Annotated in this window: 8 protein-coding genes; all 8 read left to right on the forward strand. The window is 63.1% G+C overall.

The window, feature by feature from the left end:
* The first annotated feature begins 420 nt into the window (after positions 1-420).
* The 8 genes from OKW45_RS19045 (at position 421) to OKW45_RS19080 (ending at position 20,612) form a co-directional block, all read left to right on the forward strand.
* Complete coding sequence (locus OKW45_RS19045; protein ID WP_429470471.1) at positions 421-1,965, forward strand: TolC family protein; 1,545 nt, start codon at positions 421-423, stop codon at positions 1,963-1,965.
* Positions 1,966-2,308: 343 nt separating this feature from the next.
* On the forward strand, positions 2,309-8,239 hold the full coding sequence (locus OKW45_RS19050; protein ID WP_429470473.1) for an Ig-like domain-containing protein: 5,931 nt from the start codon (positions 2,309-2,311) through the stop codon (positions 8,237-8,239).
* Positions 8,223-8,876: a hypothetical protein gene (locus OKW45_RS19055; protein WP_429470475.1), complete on the forward strand. Its 654-nt coding sequence runs from the start codon at positions 8,223-8,225 to the stop codon at positions 8,874-8,876. Before OKW45_RS19050 ends, OKW45_RS19055 begins: the two co-directional genes overlap by 17 nt.
* Before the next feature lie 117 nt (positions 8,877-8,993).
* Positions 8,994-10,016 carry an OmpA family protein gene (locus tag OKW45_RS19060; RefSeq protein ID WP_429470476.1) on the forward strand — a complete coding sequence of 341 codons (1,023 nt, stop codon included), beginning with the start codon at positions 8,994-8,996 and terminating at the stop codon, positions 10,014-10,016.
* 137 nt (positions 10,017-10,153) lie between these two features.
* A complete protein-coding gene (locus OKW45_RS19065; RefSeq protein ID WP_429470478.1) occupies positions 10,154-10,402 on the forward strand; it encodes a hypothetical protein in 249 nt (82 codons plus the stop codon).
* 87 nt (positions 10,403-10,489) lie between these two features.
* A complete protein-coding gene (locus OKW45_RS19070) occupies positions 10,490-10,858 on the forward strand; it encodes a hypothetical protein (protein ID WP_018417428.1) in 369 nt (122 codons plus the stop codon).
* A gap of 30 nt (positions 10,859-10,888) precedes the next feature.
* Positions 10,889-11,089 (forward strand): hypothetical protein, encoded by a 201-nt coding sequence (locus tag OKW45_RS19075; RefSeq protein WP_018417429.1) that lies wholly within the window; start codon positions 10,889-10,891, stop codon positions 11,087-11,089.
* Positions 11,090-14,879: 3,790 nt separating this feature from the next.
* Positions 14,880-20,612: an Ig-like domain-containing protein gene (locus OKW45_RS19080; RefSeq protein WP_429470480.1), complete on the forward strand. Its 5,733-nt coding sequence runs from the start codon at positions 14,880-14,882 to the stop codon at positions 20,610-20,612.
* The last annotated feature ends 3 nt before the right edge of the window (positions 20,613-20,615 follow it).

Genomic DNA, 20,615 nt, shown 5'->3' on the forward strand with positions numbered 1-20,615 from the left:
ATCGTGTGACAACTTCACTGTTCGGCACAGCCATGAACGTGCCCTATCCGCACCTCGCCGCACGCCTGTTCAACACGCCGCTCTCGCGCCAACGGTTCGATGAAAATAGGCGAGCAATGGGTCGGCCACTGTCGATACGGGCAGCCCTATCTGGTCAGACAATCGCGCGCGGAAGTGCTTGTGAAAGACTGCGAACTAAAAATTCGTACCAGTCTCACTATGTTGTCGCGGCTGTCTGATTTCGCGGGGTCACCGATATCCGGACAATTGGAGCCAGTACGAAATCTCGTGTTTCGTTCATCAGGTCACCCGAATTAGCCGAATCGATCCTTTAAACGACGAGCATTGTTTCATTGTTTTCTGAGTCTGGATTGCGGTTCAGGTGTCGCACCACATACTTCAATCTAACCGGTTACGATCATGACTCGAAACGATTTTCCTGACGTACAGGCTGCCGCGCCCCTCACCAACGGGGACGGTTTCTCCGCTTTGCGGCTCCGCCCCCTGTCATTGCTGGTTTCGTCGCTGCTGGTCGTGCTCGCCTTGCCGGCGAGTGCCATTGCGGGCGCTCAAACGAAGTCTGATCTGGCGCTGGCGAGCGATGCAGCAACTGCAAGCAGATCGACTCCGGTCGAGATTAAACAGCCGTCGATCCCGGGAAGCCATGCTCCTCCGGTGACGTTCTCACAGTGGCTCGAAACGCAACCGTCCAGTAGCGAGGGAGGACCTCCGGTGGATTCCGCCACGCTGCGCCGTATCTTCCTGAGCGCCGTCGAGGAAGCGGAGAAGCGCAGTCCCGAAGTCGGGCAGGCGTATGCCGCCTACGAAGCCGCGAAATCAGACGTCGACGAAGCGAAAGGCTTGCGGTGGCCGCAAGTCGACATCGGTTCGCAGACACAGGGTGTGCAATTTGGTCCCGGTAATCGAAATGGCTCCAACAACGGGAACGTAGTGACGGCGAACGTCACGACAACGGTGTACGACTGGGGGCGCACAAAGAACACAATCGGAAGTCGTGAACAACTTTCGGATGCCGCGCTCAGTAGTTATGTAGCGGCCCGCAATCAGAATGCGTTCGAGGTGACGAGCACGCTCGTTGAACTGGGCAAGCAGCGCACGATCGTTGACGTGAGCCAGCAATTTGTTGAGCGTATGGCCACGCTCGTGACGATGCTCAGCGAAATTGTGGCTGTCGACCGTGGTCGCGGCAGCGAACTCACGCAGGCCAAGGCGCGTCTGCTGCAGGCTGAAGCTGCGCGCGATTCAGCGCAAGCGAAGGCACGTGATGCGGAACTGGCGTTGCACAAGCTGCTGGGCGAAAGCGTACCGCCGATTCCGCACGCGCGCGACTGGCCGCTCCAACCGGGCAATCTGCCGCAACTCCTGGAGCGGGTGAATGCTCATCCGAGCTTGCATCAGATTCAGTCCGAGGCAAATGCGGCCGACCTGAATGCCAAAGTGGTGAAAGCGTCGGGCCTGCCGTCGGTGAATTTGGTTGTCAATGCGAATGCCGGAATCGGAGGCACGGGCGCGGGACAACGTGCGCCATGGCAAACCATGTTGACGCTCAACTGGGCGGCATTCCGCGGCGGTTCGACGCAGGCGGCGACGGCTGCGGCAGGGTACCGGGCACAGGCTTCGTGGCAGCGCCTCGACCAGCAGCGGCGTGACCTCGAGTACGGCATTCGCACCGCCGATCAGGATGCGCACACCATGCTCAGCCGTGCGGAGCAGTATAAACGCCTCTCTGCTGAAACCGATCAGGTGCGCAAGGCCTTCTTCGAACAGTGGTACCACCTGGGCAAACGAACCCTGCTCGATGTGCTCCTTGCGGAGAACGATCACTACGGCAACAGCGTGAGCGAAGTGATGAACCGGTTCGATGGCTACGCGGCGGTACTGCGGGAGCACGCATCCGCAGGTTCGCTCGTTGACTGGCTGGAGACCGGGCGCTCCGGCGGTTAGGTGTTGCGGATCAGAGCCGCACCGGATACAGGGCTTCGCGGTGGGCTGCCTTCCTTTCTGGATGGCGGCCCTTTTTGCGTCTGGCGCACAGAGGCGAGAAACATCGGACAACTGTCTGTTTAGCCCTTACGCAATCGTGCACAGGCACCGCTGCTCGCGATTCCCGTGCCGAGAAATGTCTCGTTTCTGTCTCGTCCAAATTCGAACTCGTCATATTTCGTTTTATTGCTCACCCATCAAGAATAGAGGGAGGTAGAGCAGCAATCTTGCGACTGCCATGTCGCCATTTTCTATCTATACGCTGGCCAGGTGGACCAGCATACGCACTTAAAGAGGCACTACTATGAGTACCAGTTCAGTGAAGCTGGCCGTTGTCGACGGCAGCACCATCAAGCAGACTGTTGAATTGCGCGGGTCCGCGCAAGGCGCTCCCGTTCGTGTAAGCGCCATCAAAGGTGGCAAATTCATTCTGGCCGAGAGCAAGACCGGCCACGGCCCCGAAAACATTACCGTGCGACGCTCCGGCAAGAATCTTCTGGTCAGCCTGGAAGGGGCGGAGCTCGACCAGCCGCAACTGATCATTGAGGACTTCTACGGCAATGAAGGCGAGCTGGTCGGCCTGGGTGAAGACGGGTCGTATCACGAATATATCGCTGCGGACGGCGAGGATGATCATGAGGCCGCTTTTCTTGTGGATGGCGCGGACTCGCCTCTGGTTCTGGGTGCGGCGCAACTGAACGGTTTCGGCGCGAATCTCGTCGCTGCGCCGGGTGTCGGTCTGGTGGGCTTCGGCCTCCTGGGCCTGGGTGCGCTTGCCGCGCTGGGTGCGGGGATTGCTGCCGCGAGCGGTGGTGGTAATGGCGGCAGCGCTCCTGCTGTAGTGGATGAACAGACGCCGCCGGGTGCAGTTGACGACGATACGGATGCGGATGCTGATTCCGATGCGGATGCTGACGCCGATGCTGACGCGGATGCCGATGCGGATGCAGATGCAGATGCAGATGCAGATGCAGATGCAGATGCAGATGCAGATGCAGATGCAGATGCTGACGCGGATGCGGATGCGGATGCGGATGCGGATGCGGATGCTGACGCTGATGCTGATACGGATGCGGATGCCGATGCCGATGCCGATGCCGATGCCGATGCTGATGCCGATGCGGACGCTGACGCTGATTCTGATGCCGACGCGGATGCCGATGCCGATGCCGATGCCGATGCCGATGCCGATGCGGACGCGGATGCTGACGCGGATGCTGACGCTGATGCTGACGCTGATGCTGACGCGGATGCTGACGCGGATGCGGATGCGGATGCGGATGCGGATGCGGATGCGGACGCGGATGCGGATGCGGATGCGGATGCGGATGCTGACGCGGATGCCGATGCGGATGCCGATGCCGACGCCGATGCCGATGCCGATGCCGATGCCGATGCCGATGCGGACGCCGACGCGGATGCTGACGCGGATGCCGATGCCGACGCGGACGCCGACGCGGACGCCGATGCCGACGCGGATGCCGATGCTGACGCTGATGCGGATGCGGACGCCGACGCGGATGCTGATGCTGATGCGGATGCGGACGCGGACGCGGATGCTGACGCTGATGCTGATACGGATGCGGATGCGGATGCGGATGCGGATGCTGATGCTGATGCTGATGCTGATGCGGACGCTGACGCTGATTCTGATGCCGACGCGGACGCGGATGCGGACGCCGATGCCGATGCGGACGCGGATGCGGACGCGGATGCGGATGCGGACACGGATGCGGATGCGGATGCTGATGCTGATGCGGATGCGGACGCCGATGCTGACGCCGATGCGGATGCGGATGCGGATGCTGATGCTGACGCCGATGCGGATGCTGACGCCGATGCGGATGCTGACGCCGATGCGGATGCGGATGCGGATGCTGATGCTGATGCTGACGCGGATGCCGATGCTGACGCCGACGCCGACGCCGACGCCGACGCCGACGCGGATGCTGACGCCGATGCGGACGCTGATGCGGATGCGGATGCTGACGCTGATGCGGATGCGGATGCGGATGCGGACGCGGATGCGGATGCTGATGCCGATGCTGATGCTGATGCTGATGCTGATGCTGATGCTGATGCTGATGCTGATGCTGATGCTGATGCGGATGCCGACGCCGACGCGGATGCCGATGCGGATGCGGATGCGGATGCGGATGCGGATGCGGATGCGGATGCGGACGCGGACGCGGATGCTGATGCCGACGCGGATGCCGATGCCGATGCCGATGCCGATGCCGATGCCGATGCCGATGCCGATGCGGATGCGGATGCGGATGCGGATGCGGATGCGGATGCGGATGCGGATGCGGATGCGGATGCGGATGCCGACGCCGACGCGGATGCCGATGCGGATGCTGATGCTGATGCTGACGCCGATGCTGACGCTGATGCTGATGCTGATGCTGATGCGGATGCGGATGCGGATGCTGACGCGGATGCGGATGCGGATGCGGATGCTGACGCGGATGCTGACGCCGACGCCGACACTGATGCTGATGCTGATGCTGATGCTGATGCTGATGCGGATGCTGACGCCGATGCGGATGCGGATGCGGATGCTGACGCGGATGCTGACGCCGACGCCGACACTGATGCTGATGCTGATGCGGACGCGGACGCCGACGCGGATGCCGATGCTGACGCAGATGCGGATGCCGATGCGGACGCCGATGCGGATGCAGATGCCGATGCGGATGCCGATGCCGATGCGGATGCGGATGCGGATGCGGATGCGGATGCGGACGCGGATGCTGATGCCGACGCCGATGCGGATGCGGATGCGGATGCGGATGCGGACGCGGATGCTGATGCCGACGCGGATGCTGATGCCGACGCGGATGCTGATGCTGATGCTGACGCTGATGCGGATGCTGACGCTGATGCGGATGCAGATGCAGATGCAGATGCAGATGCAGATGCCGACGCGGATGCTGATGCAGATGCCGATGCGGATGCTGACGCTGATGCGGATGCTGACGCTGATGCGGATGCTGACGCCGACGCCGACGCCGACGCCGACGCGGATGCTGACGCGGATGCGGATGCGGATGCCGATGCTGACGCTGATGCGGACGCTGACGCCGATGCTGACGCGGATGCTGACGCGGATGCGGATGCGGACGCGGACGCGGACGCCGATGCCGATGCCGATGTTGATGCGCCGGACCAGCCAGTCATTGGCGAAGTGATTGACGACGTGGGTCTGGTTCAGGGTCCTGTGGACAATGGCGGCAGCACGGACGACACGACGCCGACGCTGGTGGGCAAGGGCGAACCGGGTGACACGATCGTAGTGATCGACAACGGCACGCCGGTTGGCGAGACGGAGGTCGACGAGGACGGCAACTGGAGCTTCACGCCGGACACGCCGCTGGACGAAGGCGAGCACGAGTTCACGGTGGTGGAGCGTGATCCCGCGGGCAACGAAAGCAGGCCGTCGGAGCCGCACGTGGTGATCGTGGACACGACGCCGCCGGACCAGCCGGTCATTGGCGAAGTGATTGACGACGTGGGTCTGGTTCAGGGACCGGTGGGCAATGGCGAGAGTACGGACGACACGACGCCGACGCTGGTGGGCAAGGGCGAACCGGGTGACACGATCGTCGTGATCGACAACGGCACGCCGGTTGGCGAGACGGAGGTCGACGAGGACGGCAACTGGAGCTTCACGCCGGACACGCCGCTGGACGAAGGCGAGCACGAGTTCACGGTGGTGGAGCGTGATCCCGCGGGCAACGAAAGCAGGCCGTCGGAGCCGCACGTGGTGATCGTGGACACGACTGCGCCGGACCAGCCGGTCATTGGCGAAGTGATTGACGACGTGGGTCTGGTTCAGGGACCGGTGGGCAATGGCGAGAGCACGGACGACACGACGCCGACGCTGGTGGGCAAGGGCGAACCGGGTGACACGATCGTCGTGATCGACAACGGCACGCCGGTTGGCGAGACGGAGGTCGACGAGGATGGCAACTGGAGCTTCACGCCTGATACGCCGCTGGACGAAGGCGAGCACGAGTTCACGGTGGTGGAGCGTGATCCCGCGGGCAACGAAAGCAGGCCGTCGGAGCCGCACGTGGTGATCGTGGACACGACTGCGCCGGACCAGCCGGTCATTGGCGAAGTGATTGACGACGTGGGTCTGGTTCAGGGTCCTGTGGACAATGGCGGCAGCACGGACGACACGACGCCGACGCTGGTGGGCAAGGGCGAACCGGGTGACACGATCGTAGTGATCGACAACGGCACGCCGGTTGGCGAGACGGAGGTCGACGAGGACGGCAACTGGAGCTTCACGCCGGACACGCCGCTGGACGAAGGCGAGCACGAGTTCACGGTGGTGGAGCGTGATCCCGCGGGCAACGAAAGCAGGCCGTCGGAGCCGCACGTGGTGATCGTGGACACGACGCCGCCGGACCAGCCGGTCATTGGCGAAGTGATTGACGACGTGGGTCTGGTTCAGGGACCGGTGGGCAATGGCGAGAGCACGGACGACACGACGCCGACGCTGGTGGGCAAGGGCGAACCGGGTGACACGATCGTCGTGATCGACAACGGCACGCCGGTTGGCGAGACGGAGGTCGACGAGGACGGCAACTGGAGCTTCACGCCGGACACGCCGCTGGACGAAGGCGAGCACGAGTTCACGGTGGTGGAGCGTGATCCCGCGGGCAACGAAAGCAGGCCGTCGGAGCCGCACGTGGTGATCGTGGACACGACGCCGCCGGACCAGCCGGTCATTGGCGAAGTGATTGACGACGTGGGTCTGGTTCAGGGTCCGGTGGACAATGGCGGCAGCACGGACGACACGACGCCGACGCTGGTGGGCAAGGGCGAACCGGGTGACACGATCGTCGTGATCGACAACGGCACGCCGGTTGGCGAGACGGAGGTCGACGAGGACGGCAACTGGAGCTTCACGCCGGACACGCCGCTGGACGAAGGCGAGCACGAGTTCACGGTGGTGGAGCGTGATCCCGCGGGCAACGAAAGCAGGCCGTCGGAGCCGCACGTGGTAGTCGTGGACACGACGCCGCCGGACCAGCCGGTCATTGGCGAAGTGATTGACGACGAAGGTCCGATCCAGGGTGCTGTGGACAATGGCGGCAGCACGGACGACACGACGCCGACGCTGGTGGGCAAGGGCGAACCGGGTGACACGATCGTCGTGATCGACAACGGCACGCCGGTTGGCGAGACGGAGGTCGACGAGGATGGCAACTGGAGCTTCACGCCTGATACGCCGCTGGACGAAGGCGAGCATGAGTTCACGGTGGTGGAACGCGATCCGGCGGGTAATGAAAGCAGGCCGTCGGACCCGTGGACCGTGATCGTGGAGCCTAGGGAGCCTGTGCTCGCGCATGTCACCTATATGGGCAAGGATAGCGGCACCGTCGACTTCCTGACCCATGACGGTTCAGCGGGGCGCCTGATCATGGGTTCGCTGACGGCGGAACTGGCGGCTGGCGAGATGGTTCAGGTCTCAACGGACGATGGCAAGACGTGGCACGACGCGTTGATCGACGATAAGGGAAACTGGTTGTTCCAGGACGATACGGCGCACGTCGCCGACTGGACGATACAGACACGCGTGGCCGATGCGTACGGCAACAGCGGCGAGGTGGTATCGCAAGATGTAGCGCTCGAGACGACGGGCCCGGGTGCGCCGATCTCGTGGGAGGTACGTGGTAATAAGCTGGTGATCGTATTGCCTGAAGGTGCGGCAGCGGGTGATAGAGTCATCTATAACAACGCGACCGTCAATTCGATTGAATCAGGTTACGAGCTGACGCCTTCCGACATCGCCTCGGGGATTGCAGTCGTGGATTGTTTTGTCTTGGAAGTGGGTTCGTGGATTAGCGCGGTTGGGCTTGTTGATGGTGCTGGCAATCTCTATTTGAACACCCATCACCATGAGGACTTTGAAACTGTGACGTGGAGTATAGGAGCGGATCAGAAACTTATCGGCTTCAACGGCTTTACTCTGGACTCAACTAAGGTGAACGGCTATTCGTCGTCTTGGGGGGGACAGAGGTCTTGTGCTCGGGCCGAAGGGGGCATTGGTGTCGGAATCCATCAACATCGAGCTCGAAGACCCCGCAAGTTCGGTGTCGCTCCGTTTGAGCAAGGTTGGTATCGGTTCGGGCAACTACATAGCGTATCTGGATGCAGCAGGACACGAGATTGGAAGAACCGCTATCACTGCAAGTACTGGCAGCGTGGACTATCACTTTGACGCGCCGTTAAACGGCGAGCCGATCGCCACGGTCAAATTGGTGTTCGGCTTCTCGCAGGACAGCGTTAGTCTTCTGGACTTCTCTTTCGATACTGTTGTCGATGGGCTACATGCCTGCTATGGACCTTTCGTCGGCGACGATGAGAGCAACGTGTTCCAGTTCGGTCAACCTGAGCTTGGACCGGCGTTTACGGAGGCGACAGGTTTGGCGAGTTTCCAGGGTGGCAGTGTCTCTTTTGATGGCGAAGGCGGTATCGATACGCTGAAGCTGTCAGGAGCAGGCTTGACCTTGGACCTGCTTAACGAGCATCACGGCAAGCTGTCGTCGATTGAAGTGTTCGACATCACTGGCACGGGCAACAACACGCTCAGGCTTTCGCTGGGCGATGTGCTCGATCTGGGCGGCAAGGACCTGTTCGTTGCCGACGGCCGCACGCAGGTGATGGTCAAGGGCAATGCGGGGGACAAGGTCGACCTGTCCGATCTGCTGCCGGACGGAGGCGACGTCGGCAACTGGATGCAGCAGTCTGGCACCACGACCGTGGGCGGCGTCGCGTATGACGTCTTCTACCACTCGGGTCTGAACGCCGAACTGCTGGTACAGCACGGTGTCGATACGACGCTGCTTAACCACTGAACTCCGGATGATCCGCGACGCATGACCTGCGTCGCGGACCCGGAATCACCAACCATTTAATCAGGCTCCCTGAGCAGCATCGCTGCTGCCCGGGGGACCGTTTTTGACGAACTGATCATGACTTTCAATCAAACCCTGATGCGTGCGCTCGCAGGCGCATTGCTCGTGACAGCCGGCATCTTGCCCGCCGTCGCACAGCACACTTTCTCCAACCAGCAGTCGCTGGCTACCCAGACAGGCGCATCCGGTGCCGGACCGATGGCCGGCGCCGGCACACAGCCGGGCAAGGTATTCGGCCAGACCTACGCGCCGGTCGGACAGGTCGGCCCGCAGCAGGCGCAGATCGTCTACTACCGTGACGCATCGGCCGGGGCGGGTCGTTCGGCCGCCGCTGACGTCTACGTTGATGGCGAACTGCAGACCGCGTTGCTGCCTAACGGCTACAGCATCTTCTGCGTGAAGCCGGGCGAACACACGCTGGGTGCGTACATCCACGATGCGCCGCTGTACACAGGCAAGACCACCGGTGGATCCCGCGCTGAACTGAAGGGCGGGATGACCTACTTCGTGAAGGTCAGGCCGGCTGGCAGCAATGACGCACCGATCATGATGCCGCGCAACGAAGCCGAAGCCCAGTTGCAAGGCATGCGCGCCCAGATGCACGTGCTTTCCCGCGCATCGGCAGTGGAGGCGTGTGACCCTGCGTCGATCCCGGTGACGTCAGCCCCGGTGGCGCAGCCTGTCGCGGCGAAAGAATACACGCTCAAGGGCGACACGCTGTTCGCCTTCGGCAAGTCTGGCAATCGCGACATGACTGTCAAAGGCCATGCGGCAATTGCACATCTGGCTGAGCAGATTCGCGGGGAAAACACCTCGCTGCAAGCCGTGACGGTGATCGGCCACGCGGACCTGATCGGCTCGGCGGCGGCGGCGCAGAAGCTTGGCGAGCAGCGTGCGATGACGGTTCGCCGGATGCTGATCGAGCAGGGTATTCCGGCGCAGAAGATCACCGCGGAAAGTGCGGGCAATTCCGATCCGGTGGTCGCCGACTGCAGCGGCACGATGCAGCAGAAGATTGCCTGCAATGAGCCCAACCGCCGGGTGGTGGTGCAACTGAGTCTGTCGGGCCCGGCCCGATAAAGGCATGGGGGGATGCTGAGCCCTGATGTTGAGCCCTGAGGCGCGATCTTCCTGAATCGGGAAGGTCGCGTACCTACCGGCCTTTACCGCATGCCCAGGCAAACGGTGAGGGCCTTCCGAGAACGGGGAGTGTCGCGATGACCAGACAAACAGAGACTCCTGCAATCAATGTGCTGCTCGCCTATGCAGAGTTGCGCGACAGGGATCAGGTATGTTTTAACGGGAAGCTCAATGAGTTCGTGTTTGCGTCCCAATCGAGCAAACGTGAGTTCATCGAGCAGTGGCAGCGAGCGCTCGCGGCCACCGGAACAACGCCGATAGACACGAATCTTCAAAAAGAAGGGCACTGTCAGGTGCAGTCAGATCTTCGGGCTGTAACGGATTAGTTGCGGTTGATTCAGGGCTAAATTCTTCCATGCACTGCGTGCGCGAGCACAGCGCTTGTTAAATGACATTTCTGGCCGGAACTCGCCATGTACTTTGCCAATCCGGGCAGGATCATTGGCAGCTTCTTCATCCGCCACCATGCCTTCCGGGTCCGCATTGACGACGTCGAGCACTATTTATCGGGTTTCGTCGCCTATCTGAACCATCTGGAATCGCAGCGGCATTCAATATTCTCCACGCTGGCGCGGGGGTGGAACGCCTCCCTGATCGGGGCGGCTACGCAGGGGACGTGGCTCACGCCGCCATCGGGGTGGACAGCAAGCGGCCTTTGCATTTACGCGCCTGCCATGCAGGCCGGGGGATCTCTGTTCCTGTCATTCGGCAAATGCAGCCGGGCCCGGCGGGCGTCATCACGAGCCGCGCACTGCGGATCAGGGCTCGCCCGCGCGGAGTAGTACAAACGACTCTCCGCTGAAACCGATCAGGTGCGCAAGGCCTTCTTCGAACAGTGGTACCACCTGGGCAAACGAACCCTGCTCGATGTGCTCCTTGCGGAGAACGATCACTACGGCAACAGCGTGAGCGAAGTGACGAACCGGTTCGATGGCTACGCGGCGGTACTGCGGGAGCACGCGTCCGCAGGTTCGCTCGTTGACTGGCTGGAGACCGGGCGCTCCGGCGGTTAGGTGTTGCGGATCAGAGCCGCACCGGATACAGGGCGTCGCGGTGGGCTGCCTTCCTTTCTGGATGGCGGCCCTTTTTGCGTCTGGCGCACAGAGGCGAGAAACATCGGACAACTGTCTGTTTAGCCCTTACGCAATCGTGCACAGGCACCGCTGCTCGCGATTCCCGTGCCGAGAAATGTCTCGTTTCTGTCTCGTCAAATTCGAACTCGTCATATTTCGTTTTATTGCTCACCCATCAAGAATAGAGGGAGGTAGAGCAGCAATCTTGCGACTGCCATGTCGCCGTTTTCTATCTATACGCTGGCCAGGTGGACCAGCATACGCACTCAAAGAGGCACTACTAACTACTATGATGAGTACCAGTTCAGTGAAGCTGGCCGTTGTCGACGGCAGCACCATCAAGCAGACTGTTGAATTGCGCGGGTCCGCGCAAGGCGCTCCCGTTCGTGTAAGCGCCATCAAAGGTGGCAAATTCATTCTGGCCGAGAGCAAGACCGGCCACGGCCCCGAAAACATTACCGTGCGACGCTCCGGCAAGAATCTTCTGGTCAGCCTGGAAGGGGCGGAGCTCGACCAGCCGCAACTGATCATTGAGGACTTCTACGGCAATGAAGGCGAGCTGGTCGGCCTGGGTGAAGACGGGTCGTATCACGAATATATCGCTGCGGACGGCGAGGATGATCATGAGGCCGCTTTTCTTGTGGATGGCGCGGACTCGCCTCTGGTTCTGGGTGCGGCGCAACTGAACGGTTTCGGCGCGAATCTCGTCGCTGCGCCGGGTGTCGGTCTGGTGGGCTTCGGCCTCCTGGGCCTGGGTGCGCTTGCCGCGCTGGGTGCGGGGATTGCTGCCGCGAGCGGTGGTGGTAATGGCGGCAGCGCTCCTGCTGTAGTGGATGAACAGACGCCGCCGGGTGCAGTTGACGACGATACGGATGCGGATGCTGATTCCGATGCGGATGCTGACGCCGATGCTGACGCGGATGCCGATGCGGATGCGGACGCTGACGCGGATGCCGATGCCGATGCTGATGCGGATGCGGATGCGGATGCGGATGCGGATGCGGATGCTGACGCCGACGCGGATGCGGACGCGGACGCTGACGCCGATGCGGATGCTGACGCCGACGCGGATGCTGACGCCGATGCGGATGCGGATGCGGATGCCGACGCGGATGCGGATGCTGACGCGGATGCCGATGCGGATGCCGATGCCGATGCCGACGCGGATGCCGATGCCGACGCAGATGCCGACGCAGATGCCGACGCGGATGCCGACGCGGATGCTGACGCCGATGCGGATGCTGACGCCGATGCGGATGCTGACGCCGATGCGGATGCTGACGCCGATGCGGATGCGGATGCGGACGCCGACGCGGATGCTGACGCCGATGCCGATGCCGATGCCGATGCCGATGCCGATGCCGATGCCGATGCGGATGCGGATGCCGACGCCGATGCGGACGCTGACGCTGACGCGGATGCTGATTCTGATGCCGACGCGGATGCCGATGCTGATGCAGATGCCGATGCTGATGCCGATGCGGATGCCGATGCCGATGCCGATGCCGATGCGGATGCCGACGCGGATGCGGATGCCGACGCGGATGCCGACGCGGATGCGGATGCCGATGCGGACGCGGATGCTGACGCGGATGCGGATGCGGATGCGGATGCCGATGCGGATGCGGATGCTGATGCTGATGCTGATGCTGATGCGGATGCTGACGCCGACGCGGATGCTGACGCGGATGCTGACGCGGATGCGGATGCGGATGCTGATGCGGATGCGGATGCGGATGCGGATGCGGACGCGGACGCGGACGCGGATGCCGATGCGGACGCGGATGCGGATGCGGATGCGGATGCGGATGCGGATGCGGATGCTGACGCTGATGCTGATACGGATGCGGATGCGGATGCCGATGCCGATGCCGATGCCGATGCCGATGCCGATGCCGATGCTGATGCCGATGCGGACGCTGACGCTGATTCTGATGCCGACGCGGATGCCGATGCCGATGCCGATGCCGATGCCGATGCCGATGCGGACGCTGACGCTGACGCGGATGCTGACGCGGATGCTGACGCTGATGCTGACGCTGATGCTGACGCCGATGCGGATGCTGACGCCGATGCGGATGCTGACGCCGATGCGGATGCTGACGCCGATGCGGATGCGGATGCGGACGCCGACGCGGATGCTGACGCGGATGCCGATGCCGACGCGGACGCCGACGCGGACGCCGATGCCGACGCGGATGCCGATGCTGACGCTGATGCGGATGCGGACGCCGACGCGGATGCTGATGCTGATGCGGATGCGGACGCGGACGCGGATGCTGACGCTGATGCTGATACGGATGCGGATGCGGATGCGGATGCGGATGCGGATGCGGATGCGGATGCGGATGCGGATGCGGATGCCGACGCCGACGCGGATGCCGATGCGGATGCTGATGCTGATGCTGACGCCGATGCTGACGCTGATGCTGATGCTGATGCTGATGCGGATGCGGATGCGGATGCTGACGCGGATGCGGATGCGGATGCGGATGCTGACGCGGATGCTGACGCCGACGCCGACACTGATGCTGATGCTGATGCTGATGCTGATGCTGATGCGGATGCTGACGCCGATGCGGATGCGGATGCGGATGCTGACGCGGATGCTGACGCCGATGCGGATGCCGATGCCGATGCGGATGCGGATGCGGATGCGGATGCGGATGCGGACGCGGACGCTGATGCCGACGCCGATGCGGATGCGGATGCGGATGCGGATGCCGACGCGGATGCCGATGCGGATGCGGATGCTGATGCCGATGCTGATGCTGATGCTGATGCTGATGCTGATGCTGATGCTGATGCTGATGCTGATGCCGACGCCGATGCTGATGCGGATGCGGATGCGGATGCCGACGCGGATGCCGATGCGGATGCGGATGCGGATGCGGATGCGGATGCGGATGCGGATGCGGATGCGGATGCGGATGCGGACGCGGACGCGGATGCTGATGCCGACGCGGATGCCGATGCCGATGCCGATGCCGATGCCGATGCCGATGCCGATGCCGATGCCGATGCCGATGCCGATGCCGATGCCGATGCGGATGCGGATGCGGATGCGGATGCGGATGCGGATGCGGATGCGGATGCGGATGCGGATGCGGATGCGGATGCGGATGCCGACGCCGACGCGGATGCCGATGCGGATGCTGATGCGGATGCTGATGCTGATGCTGATGCGGATGCGGATGCGGATGCGGATGCGGACGCTGATGCGGATGCGGACGCGGACGCGGATGCGGACGCGGATGCGGACGCGGATGCGGATGCGGATGCGGATGCTGATGCTGACGCCGATGCGGACGCTGATGCTGATGCTGATGCTGATGCTGATGCTGATGCTGATGCTGATGCTGATGCTGATGCTGACGCCGATGCTGACGCTGATGCGGATGCGGATGCGGATGCGGATGCCGATGCCGATGCCGATGCGGATGCCGATGCCGATGCGGATGCCGATGCGGATGCGGATGCGGACGCTGACGCGGATGGTGATGCGGATGCTGATGCGGACGCCGACGCGGATGCCGATGCCGATGCCGATGCCGATGCCGATGCGGATGCGGATGCGGATGCGGATGCGGATGCGGATGCGGATGCGGATGCGGATGCGGATGCGGATGCGGATGCCGATGCTGATGCTGATGCTGATGCTGATCAGGATGCGCCGGGCAAGCCGTCGGTTGACGAGGTCATTGACGACAAGGGTGCGATCCAGGGTCCGGTGGGCAATGGCGAGAGCACGGACGACACGACGCCGACGCTGGTGGGCAAGGGTGAGCCGGGCGACACGATCATCGTGATCGACAACGGCACGCCGATTGGCGAGACGCAGGTCGACGAGGACGGCAACTGGAGCTTCACGCCTGAGACGCCGCTGGACGAAGGCGAGCATGAGTTCACGCTGGTGGAACGCGATCCGGCGGGCAACGAAAGCGAGCCGTCGGATCCGTGGACGGTGATCGTGGACACGACGCCGCCGGGCAAGCCGTCGGTTGACGAGGTCATTGACGACGAGGGTGCGATCCAGGGTCCGGTGGGCAATGGCGAGAGCACGGACGACACGACGCCGACGCTGGTGGGCAAGGGTGAGCCGGGCGACACGATCATCGTGATCGACAACGGCACGCCGATTGGCGAGACGCAGGTCGACGAGGACGGCAACTGGAGCTTCACGCCTGAGACGCCGCTGGACGAAGGCGAGCATGAGTTCACGCTGGTGGAACGCGATCCGGCGGGCAACGAAAGCGAGCCGTCGGATCCGTGGACGGTGATCGTGGACACGACGCCGCCGGGCAAGCCGTCGGTTGACGAGGTCATTGACGACAAGGGTGCGATCCAGGGTCCGGTGGGCAATGGCGAGAGCACGGACGACACGACGCCGACGCTGGTGGGCAAGGGTGAGCCGGGCGACACGATCATCGTGATCGACAACGGCACGCCGATTGGCGAGACGCAGGTCGACGAGGACGGCAACTGGAGCTTCACGCCGGACACGCCGCTGGATGAAGGCGAGCATGAGTTCACGGTGGTGGAGCGCGATCCTGCGGGCAACGAAAGCGAGCCGTCGGATCCGTGGACGGTGATCGTGGACACGACGCCGCCGGGCAAGCCGTCGGTTGACGAGGTCATTGACGACAAGGGTGCGATCCAGGGTCCGGTGGGCAATGGCGAGAGCACGGACGACACGACGCCGACGCTGGCGGGCAAGGGTGAGCCGGGCGACACGATCATCGTGATCGACAACGGCACGCCGATTGGCGAGACGCAGGTCGACGAGGACGGCAACTGGAGCTTCACGCCGGACACGCCGCTGGATGAAGGCGAGCATGAGTTCACGCTGGTGGAGCGCGATCCTGCGGGCAACGAAAGCGAGCCGTCGGATCCGTGGACGGTGATCGTGGACACGACGCCGCCGGGCAAGCCGTCGGTTGACGAGGTCATTGACGACAAGGGTGCGATCCAGGGTCCGGTGGGCAATGGCGAGAGCACGGACGACACGACGCCGACGCTGGTGGGCAAGGGTGAGCCGGGCGACACGATCATCGTGATCGACAACGGCACGCCGATTGGCGAGACGCAGGTCGACGAGGACGGCAACTGGAGCTTCACGCCGGACACGCCGCTGGATGAAGGCGAGCATGAGTTCACGGTGGTGGAGCGCGATCCTGCGGGCAACGAAAGCGAGCCGTCGGATCCGTGGACGGTGATCGTGGACACGACGCCGCCGGGCAAGCCGTCGGTTGACGAGGTCATTGACGACAAGGGTGCGATCCAGGGTCCGGTGGGCAATGGCGAGAGCACGGACGACACGACGCCGACGCTGGTGGGCAAGGGTGAGCCGGGTGACACGATCATCGTGATCGACAACGGCACGCCGATTGGCGAGACGCAGGTCGACGAGGAGGGCAACTGGAGCTTCACGCCGGACACGCCGCTGGACGAAGGCGAGCATGAGTTCACGCTGGTGGAACGCGATCCGGCGGGCAACGAAAGCGAGCCGTCGGATCCGTGGACGGTGATCGTGGACACGACGCCGCCGGGCAAGCCGTCGGTTGACGAGGTCATTGACGACAAGGGTGCGATCCAGGGTCCGGTGGGCAATGGCGAGAGCACGGACGACACGACGCCGACGCTGGTGGGCAAGGGTGAGCCGGGCGACACGATCATCGTGATCGACAACGGCACGCCGATTGGCGAGACGCAGGTCGACGAGGAGGGCAACTGGAGCTTCACGCCGGACACGCCGCTGGACGAAGGCGAGCATGAGTTCACGCTGGTGGAGCGCGATCCGGCGGGCAACGAAAGCGAGCCGTCGGATCCGTGGACGGTGATCGTGGACACGACGCCGCCGGGCAAGCCGTCGGTTGACGAGGTCATTGACGACAAGGGTGCGATCCAGGGTCCGGTGGGCAATGGCGAGAGCACGGACGACACGACGCCGACGCTGGTGGGCAAGGGTGAGCCGGGTGACACGATCATCGTGATCGACAACGGCACGCCGATTGGCGAGACGCAGGTCGACGAGGAGGGCAACTGGAGCTTCACGCCTGAGACGCCGCTGGACGAAGGCGAGCATGAGTTCACGGTGGTGGAACGCGATCCGGCGGGCAACGAAAGCGAGCCGTCGGATCCGTGGACGGTGATCGTGGACACGACGCCGCCGGGCAAGCCGTCGGTTGACGAGGTCATTGACGACAAGGGTGCGATCCAGGGTCCGGTGGGCAATGGCGAGAGCACGGACGACACGACGCCGACGCTGGTGGGCAAGGGTGAGCCGGGCGACACGATCATCGTGATCGACAACGGCACGCCGATTGGCAAGACGCAGGTCGACGAGGAGGGCAACTGGAGCTTCACGCCGGACACGCCGCTGGACGAAGGCGAGCATGAGTTCACGGTGGTGGAACGTGATCCGGCGGGCAACGAAAGCGAGCCGTCGGATCCGTGGACGGTGATCGTGGACACGACGCCGCCGGGCAAGCCGTCGATTGTCGAAGTCATTGATCACGTAGGTGCCATCCAGGGGCCGATCAATAACGGCGATACGACCGACGATGCCAGGCCGACGCTGGTGGGCAAGGGTGAGCCGGGCAAGATAGTGATTATCACCATCGACGGTAACGTGGCAGGAGCCGTGTTCGTGGACAACAACGGTGACTGGACGTATACGCCGCACGTGCTAGCCGATGGCTCGCATGAATTCAGGGCGCATTACCCTGATAGCGTGGAGGGCACGGATAATTTGTCGGATCCGTGGACCGTGATCGTGGAAACGGCCGCGCCGGACGCACCGTCGGTTGACAAAGTCATTGACGACGTGGGTCCGATCCAGGGCCCGGTGGCCAAGGGTGGGGTAACCGACGACGCGCGGCCAACCATTGAGGGTACGGCCGAAGCGGGCTCGACCGTCTCGGTGTACGAGAACGGCAAGCTGTTGGGTACGGTGGTGGCGAACGGCAGCGGTCAGTGGAGCTTTACGCCTTCCACAGATCTGGCCGACGGATCGCACAACATCACGGCGACCGTGACGGACACGGTGACCGGTAAGGTCAGTCCGGAGACGGCGGCCTGGCCGGTCACGGTGAATACCAGCGCGTCAGCACCGGTCATCACCACGGTGACTGACGACGTGGGTGCGATCCAGGGTCCGGTGGCCAAGAGTGGGGTAACCGACGACGCGCGGCCAACCATTCAGGGTACGGCCGAAGCGGGCTCGACCGTCTCGGTGTACGAGAACGGCAAGCTGTTGGGTACGGTGGTGGCGAACGGCAGCGGTCAGTGGAGCTTTACGCCGTCAACCAACCTGGCTGACGGATCGCACAACTTCACGGCGACCGCGACGAATCCGGCGACCGGTAAGGTCAGTGCGGAGTCGACGGCGTGGCCGGTCACGGTGAATACCGGCGCGTCAGCACCGGTCATCACCACGGTGACTGACGACGTGGGTCCGATCCAGGGCCCGGTGGCCAAGGGTGGGGTAACCGACGACGCGCGGCCAACCATTCAGGGTACGGCCGAAGCGGGCTCGACCGTCTCGGTGTACGAGAACGGCAAGCTGTTGGGTACGGTGGTGGCGAACGGCAGCGGTCAGTGGAGCTTTACGCCGTCAACCGACCTGGCTGACGGATCGCACAACTTCACGGCGACCGCGACGAACGCGGCGACCGGTAAGGTCAGTGCGGAGTCGACGGCCTGGCCGGTCACGGTGAATACCAGCGCGCCAGCACCGGTCATCACTACGGTGACTGACGACGTGGGTGCGATCCAGGGTCCGGTGGCCAAGAGTGGGGTAACCGACGATGCGCGGCCAACCATTCAGGGTACGGCCGAAGCGGGCTCGACCGTCTCGGTGTACGAGAACGGCAAGCTGTTGGGTACGGTGGTGGCGAACGGCAGCGGTCAGTGGAGCTTTACGCCGTCAACCGACCTGGCTGACGGGTCGCACAACTTCACGGCGACCGCGACGAACGCGGCGACCGGTAAGGTCAGTGCGGAGTCGACGGCCTGGCCGGTCACGGTGGATACCGGCGCGTCAGCACCGGTCATCACTACGGTGACTGACGACGTGGGTGCGATCCAGGGTGCGGTGGCCAAGGGCGGGGTCACCGACGACGCTCGGCCAACCATTCAGGGTACGGCCGAAGCGGGCTCGACCGTCTCGGTGTACGAGAACGGCAGGCTGTTGGGTACGACGGTGGCGAACGGCAGCGGTCAGTGGAGCTTTACGCCGTCAACCAACCTGGCTGACGGATCGCACAGCTTCACGGCGACCGCGACGAATCCGGCGACCGGCAAGGTCAGTGCGGAGGCGGGTTCGTGGAACGTGACCGTAGACACGGTGGCGCCGGGTGCTCAGCCGTCCATCTCGTATATGGGCAAGGACGCTGGCCTCTTGTCGACCGACTTCTTGACCAATGATGGTTCGGCCGGGCGCTACGTAGTTGGCCGTCTGACGGCATCACTCGCGGCTAACGAGAAGGTTCAGGTGTCGTTGGACGGCGGAAAGACCTGGCAGGATGCGCTGGTCAACGGGAACCGCTGGGTGTTCCAGGACAATACGACACATAACGCCTCCTGGACGATCCAAACGCGCGTGATCGATGCGGCCGGTAATATTGGCAAAATCGTATCGCAAGATGTAACGCTTGATCAGATTGCCCCAGCCATACCGGATGGGGTCAGCTATGAGGCCGGGGTCATCAGCTACAAACTGCCTGCGGGAACCAAGGTGGGGGATTCCGTCAGCATTCTCATGGGCGACCATGTCATATTTCAATACGTGAGCGCTGAGAGGCTCGCTGAGGGTAGAGGAGGTTGGCCGCTAGATCAGGTCGATCAGCTCGCAATTCAATCAGGCGCTGTATGGGGAGTTCGGATGGTTGATGAGGCTGGAAATTGCTCCGCTTATGTCGGGAAAGGTCCCATCGATACGACAGAGATGCATATCTTCCACATAGGCCCGGAGGCGGGCTTTTACGTCGGCACGGGCGGAGCCGACACATTCATCCTGGATGACGTGAGGAGTTTCGACAGCCATCCGGGGGGTAGTGACATTCTCCAAGGCAACGGCGGCATCGACACGTTGAAGCTGACAGGTGCAGGCCAGACCTTGGACTTGAGCAACGTTCACGTGAGGATGTCATCGGTCGAAGTGGTGGACATCACCGGCAGCGGCAACAACACGCTGAAGCTGTCGCTGGGCGATGTGCTTGACCAGGGCGGCCAGAACCTGTTCATCGCCGATGGTCGCACGCAGATGATGGTCAAGGGCAATGCGGGCGACAAGGTCAACCTGTCCGACCTGCTGCGGGACGACTGGGACGTCGGCAACTGGATGCAGCAGTCTGGCACCACGACCGTGGACGGCGTCGCGTATGACGTCTTCTACCACTCGGGTCTGAGCGCCGAACTGCTGGTACAGCACGGTGTCGATACGACGCTGCTTAACCACTGAACT

The sequence above is a fragment of the Paraburkholderia lebeckiae genome, assembly GCF_050436225.1.
Lineage (GTDB): Bacteria > Pseudomonadota > Gammaproteobacteria > Burkholderiales > Burkholderiaceae > Paraburkholderia > Paraburkholderia tuberum.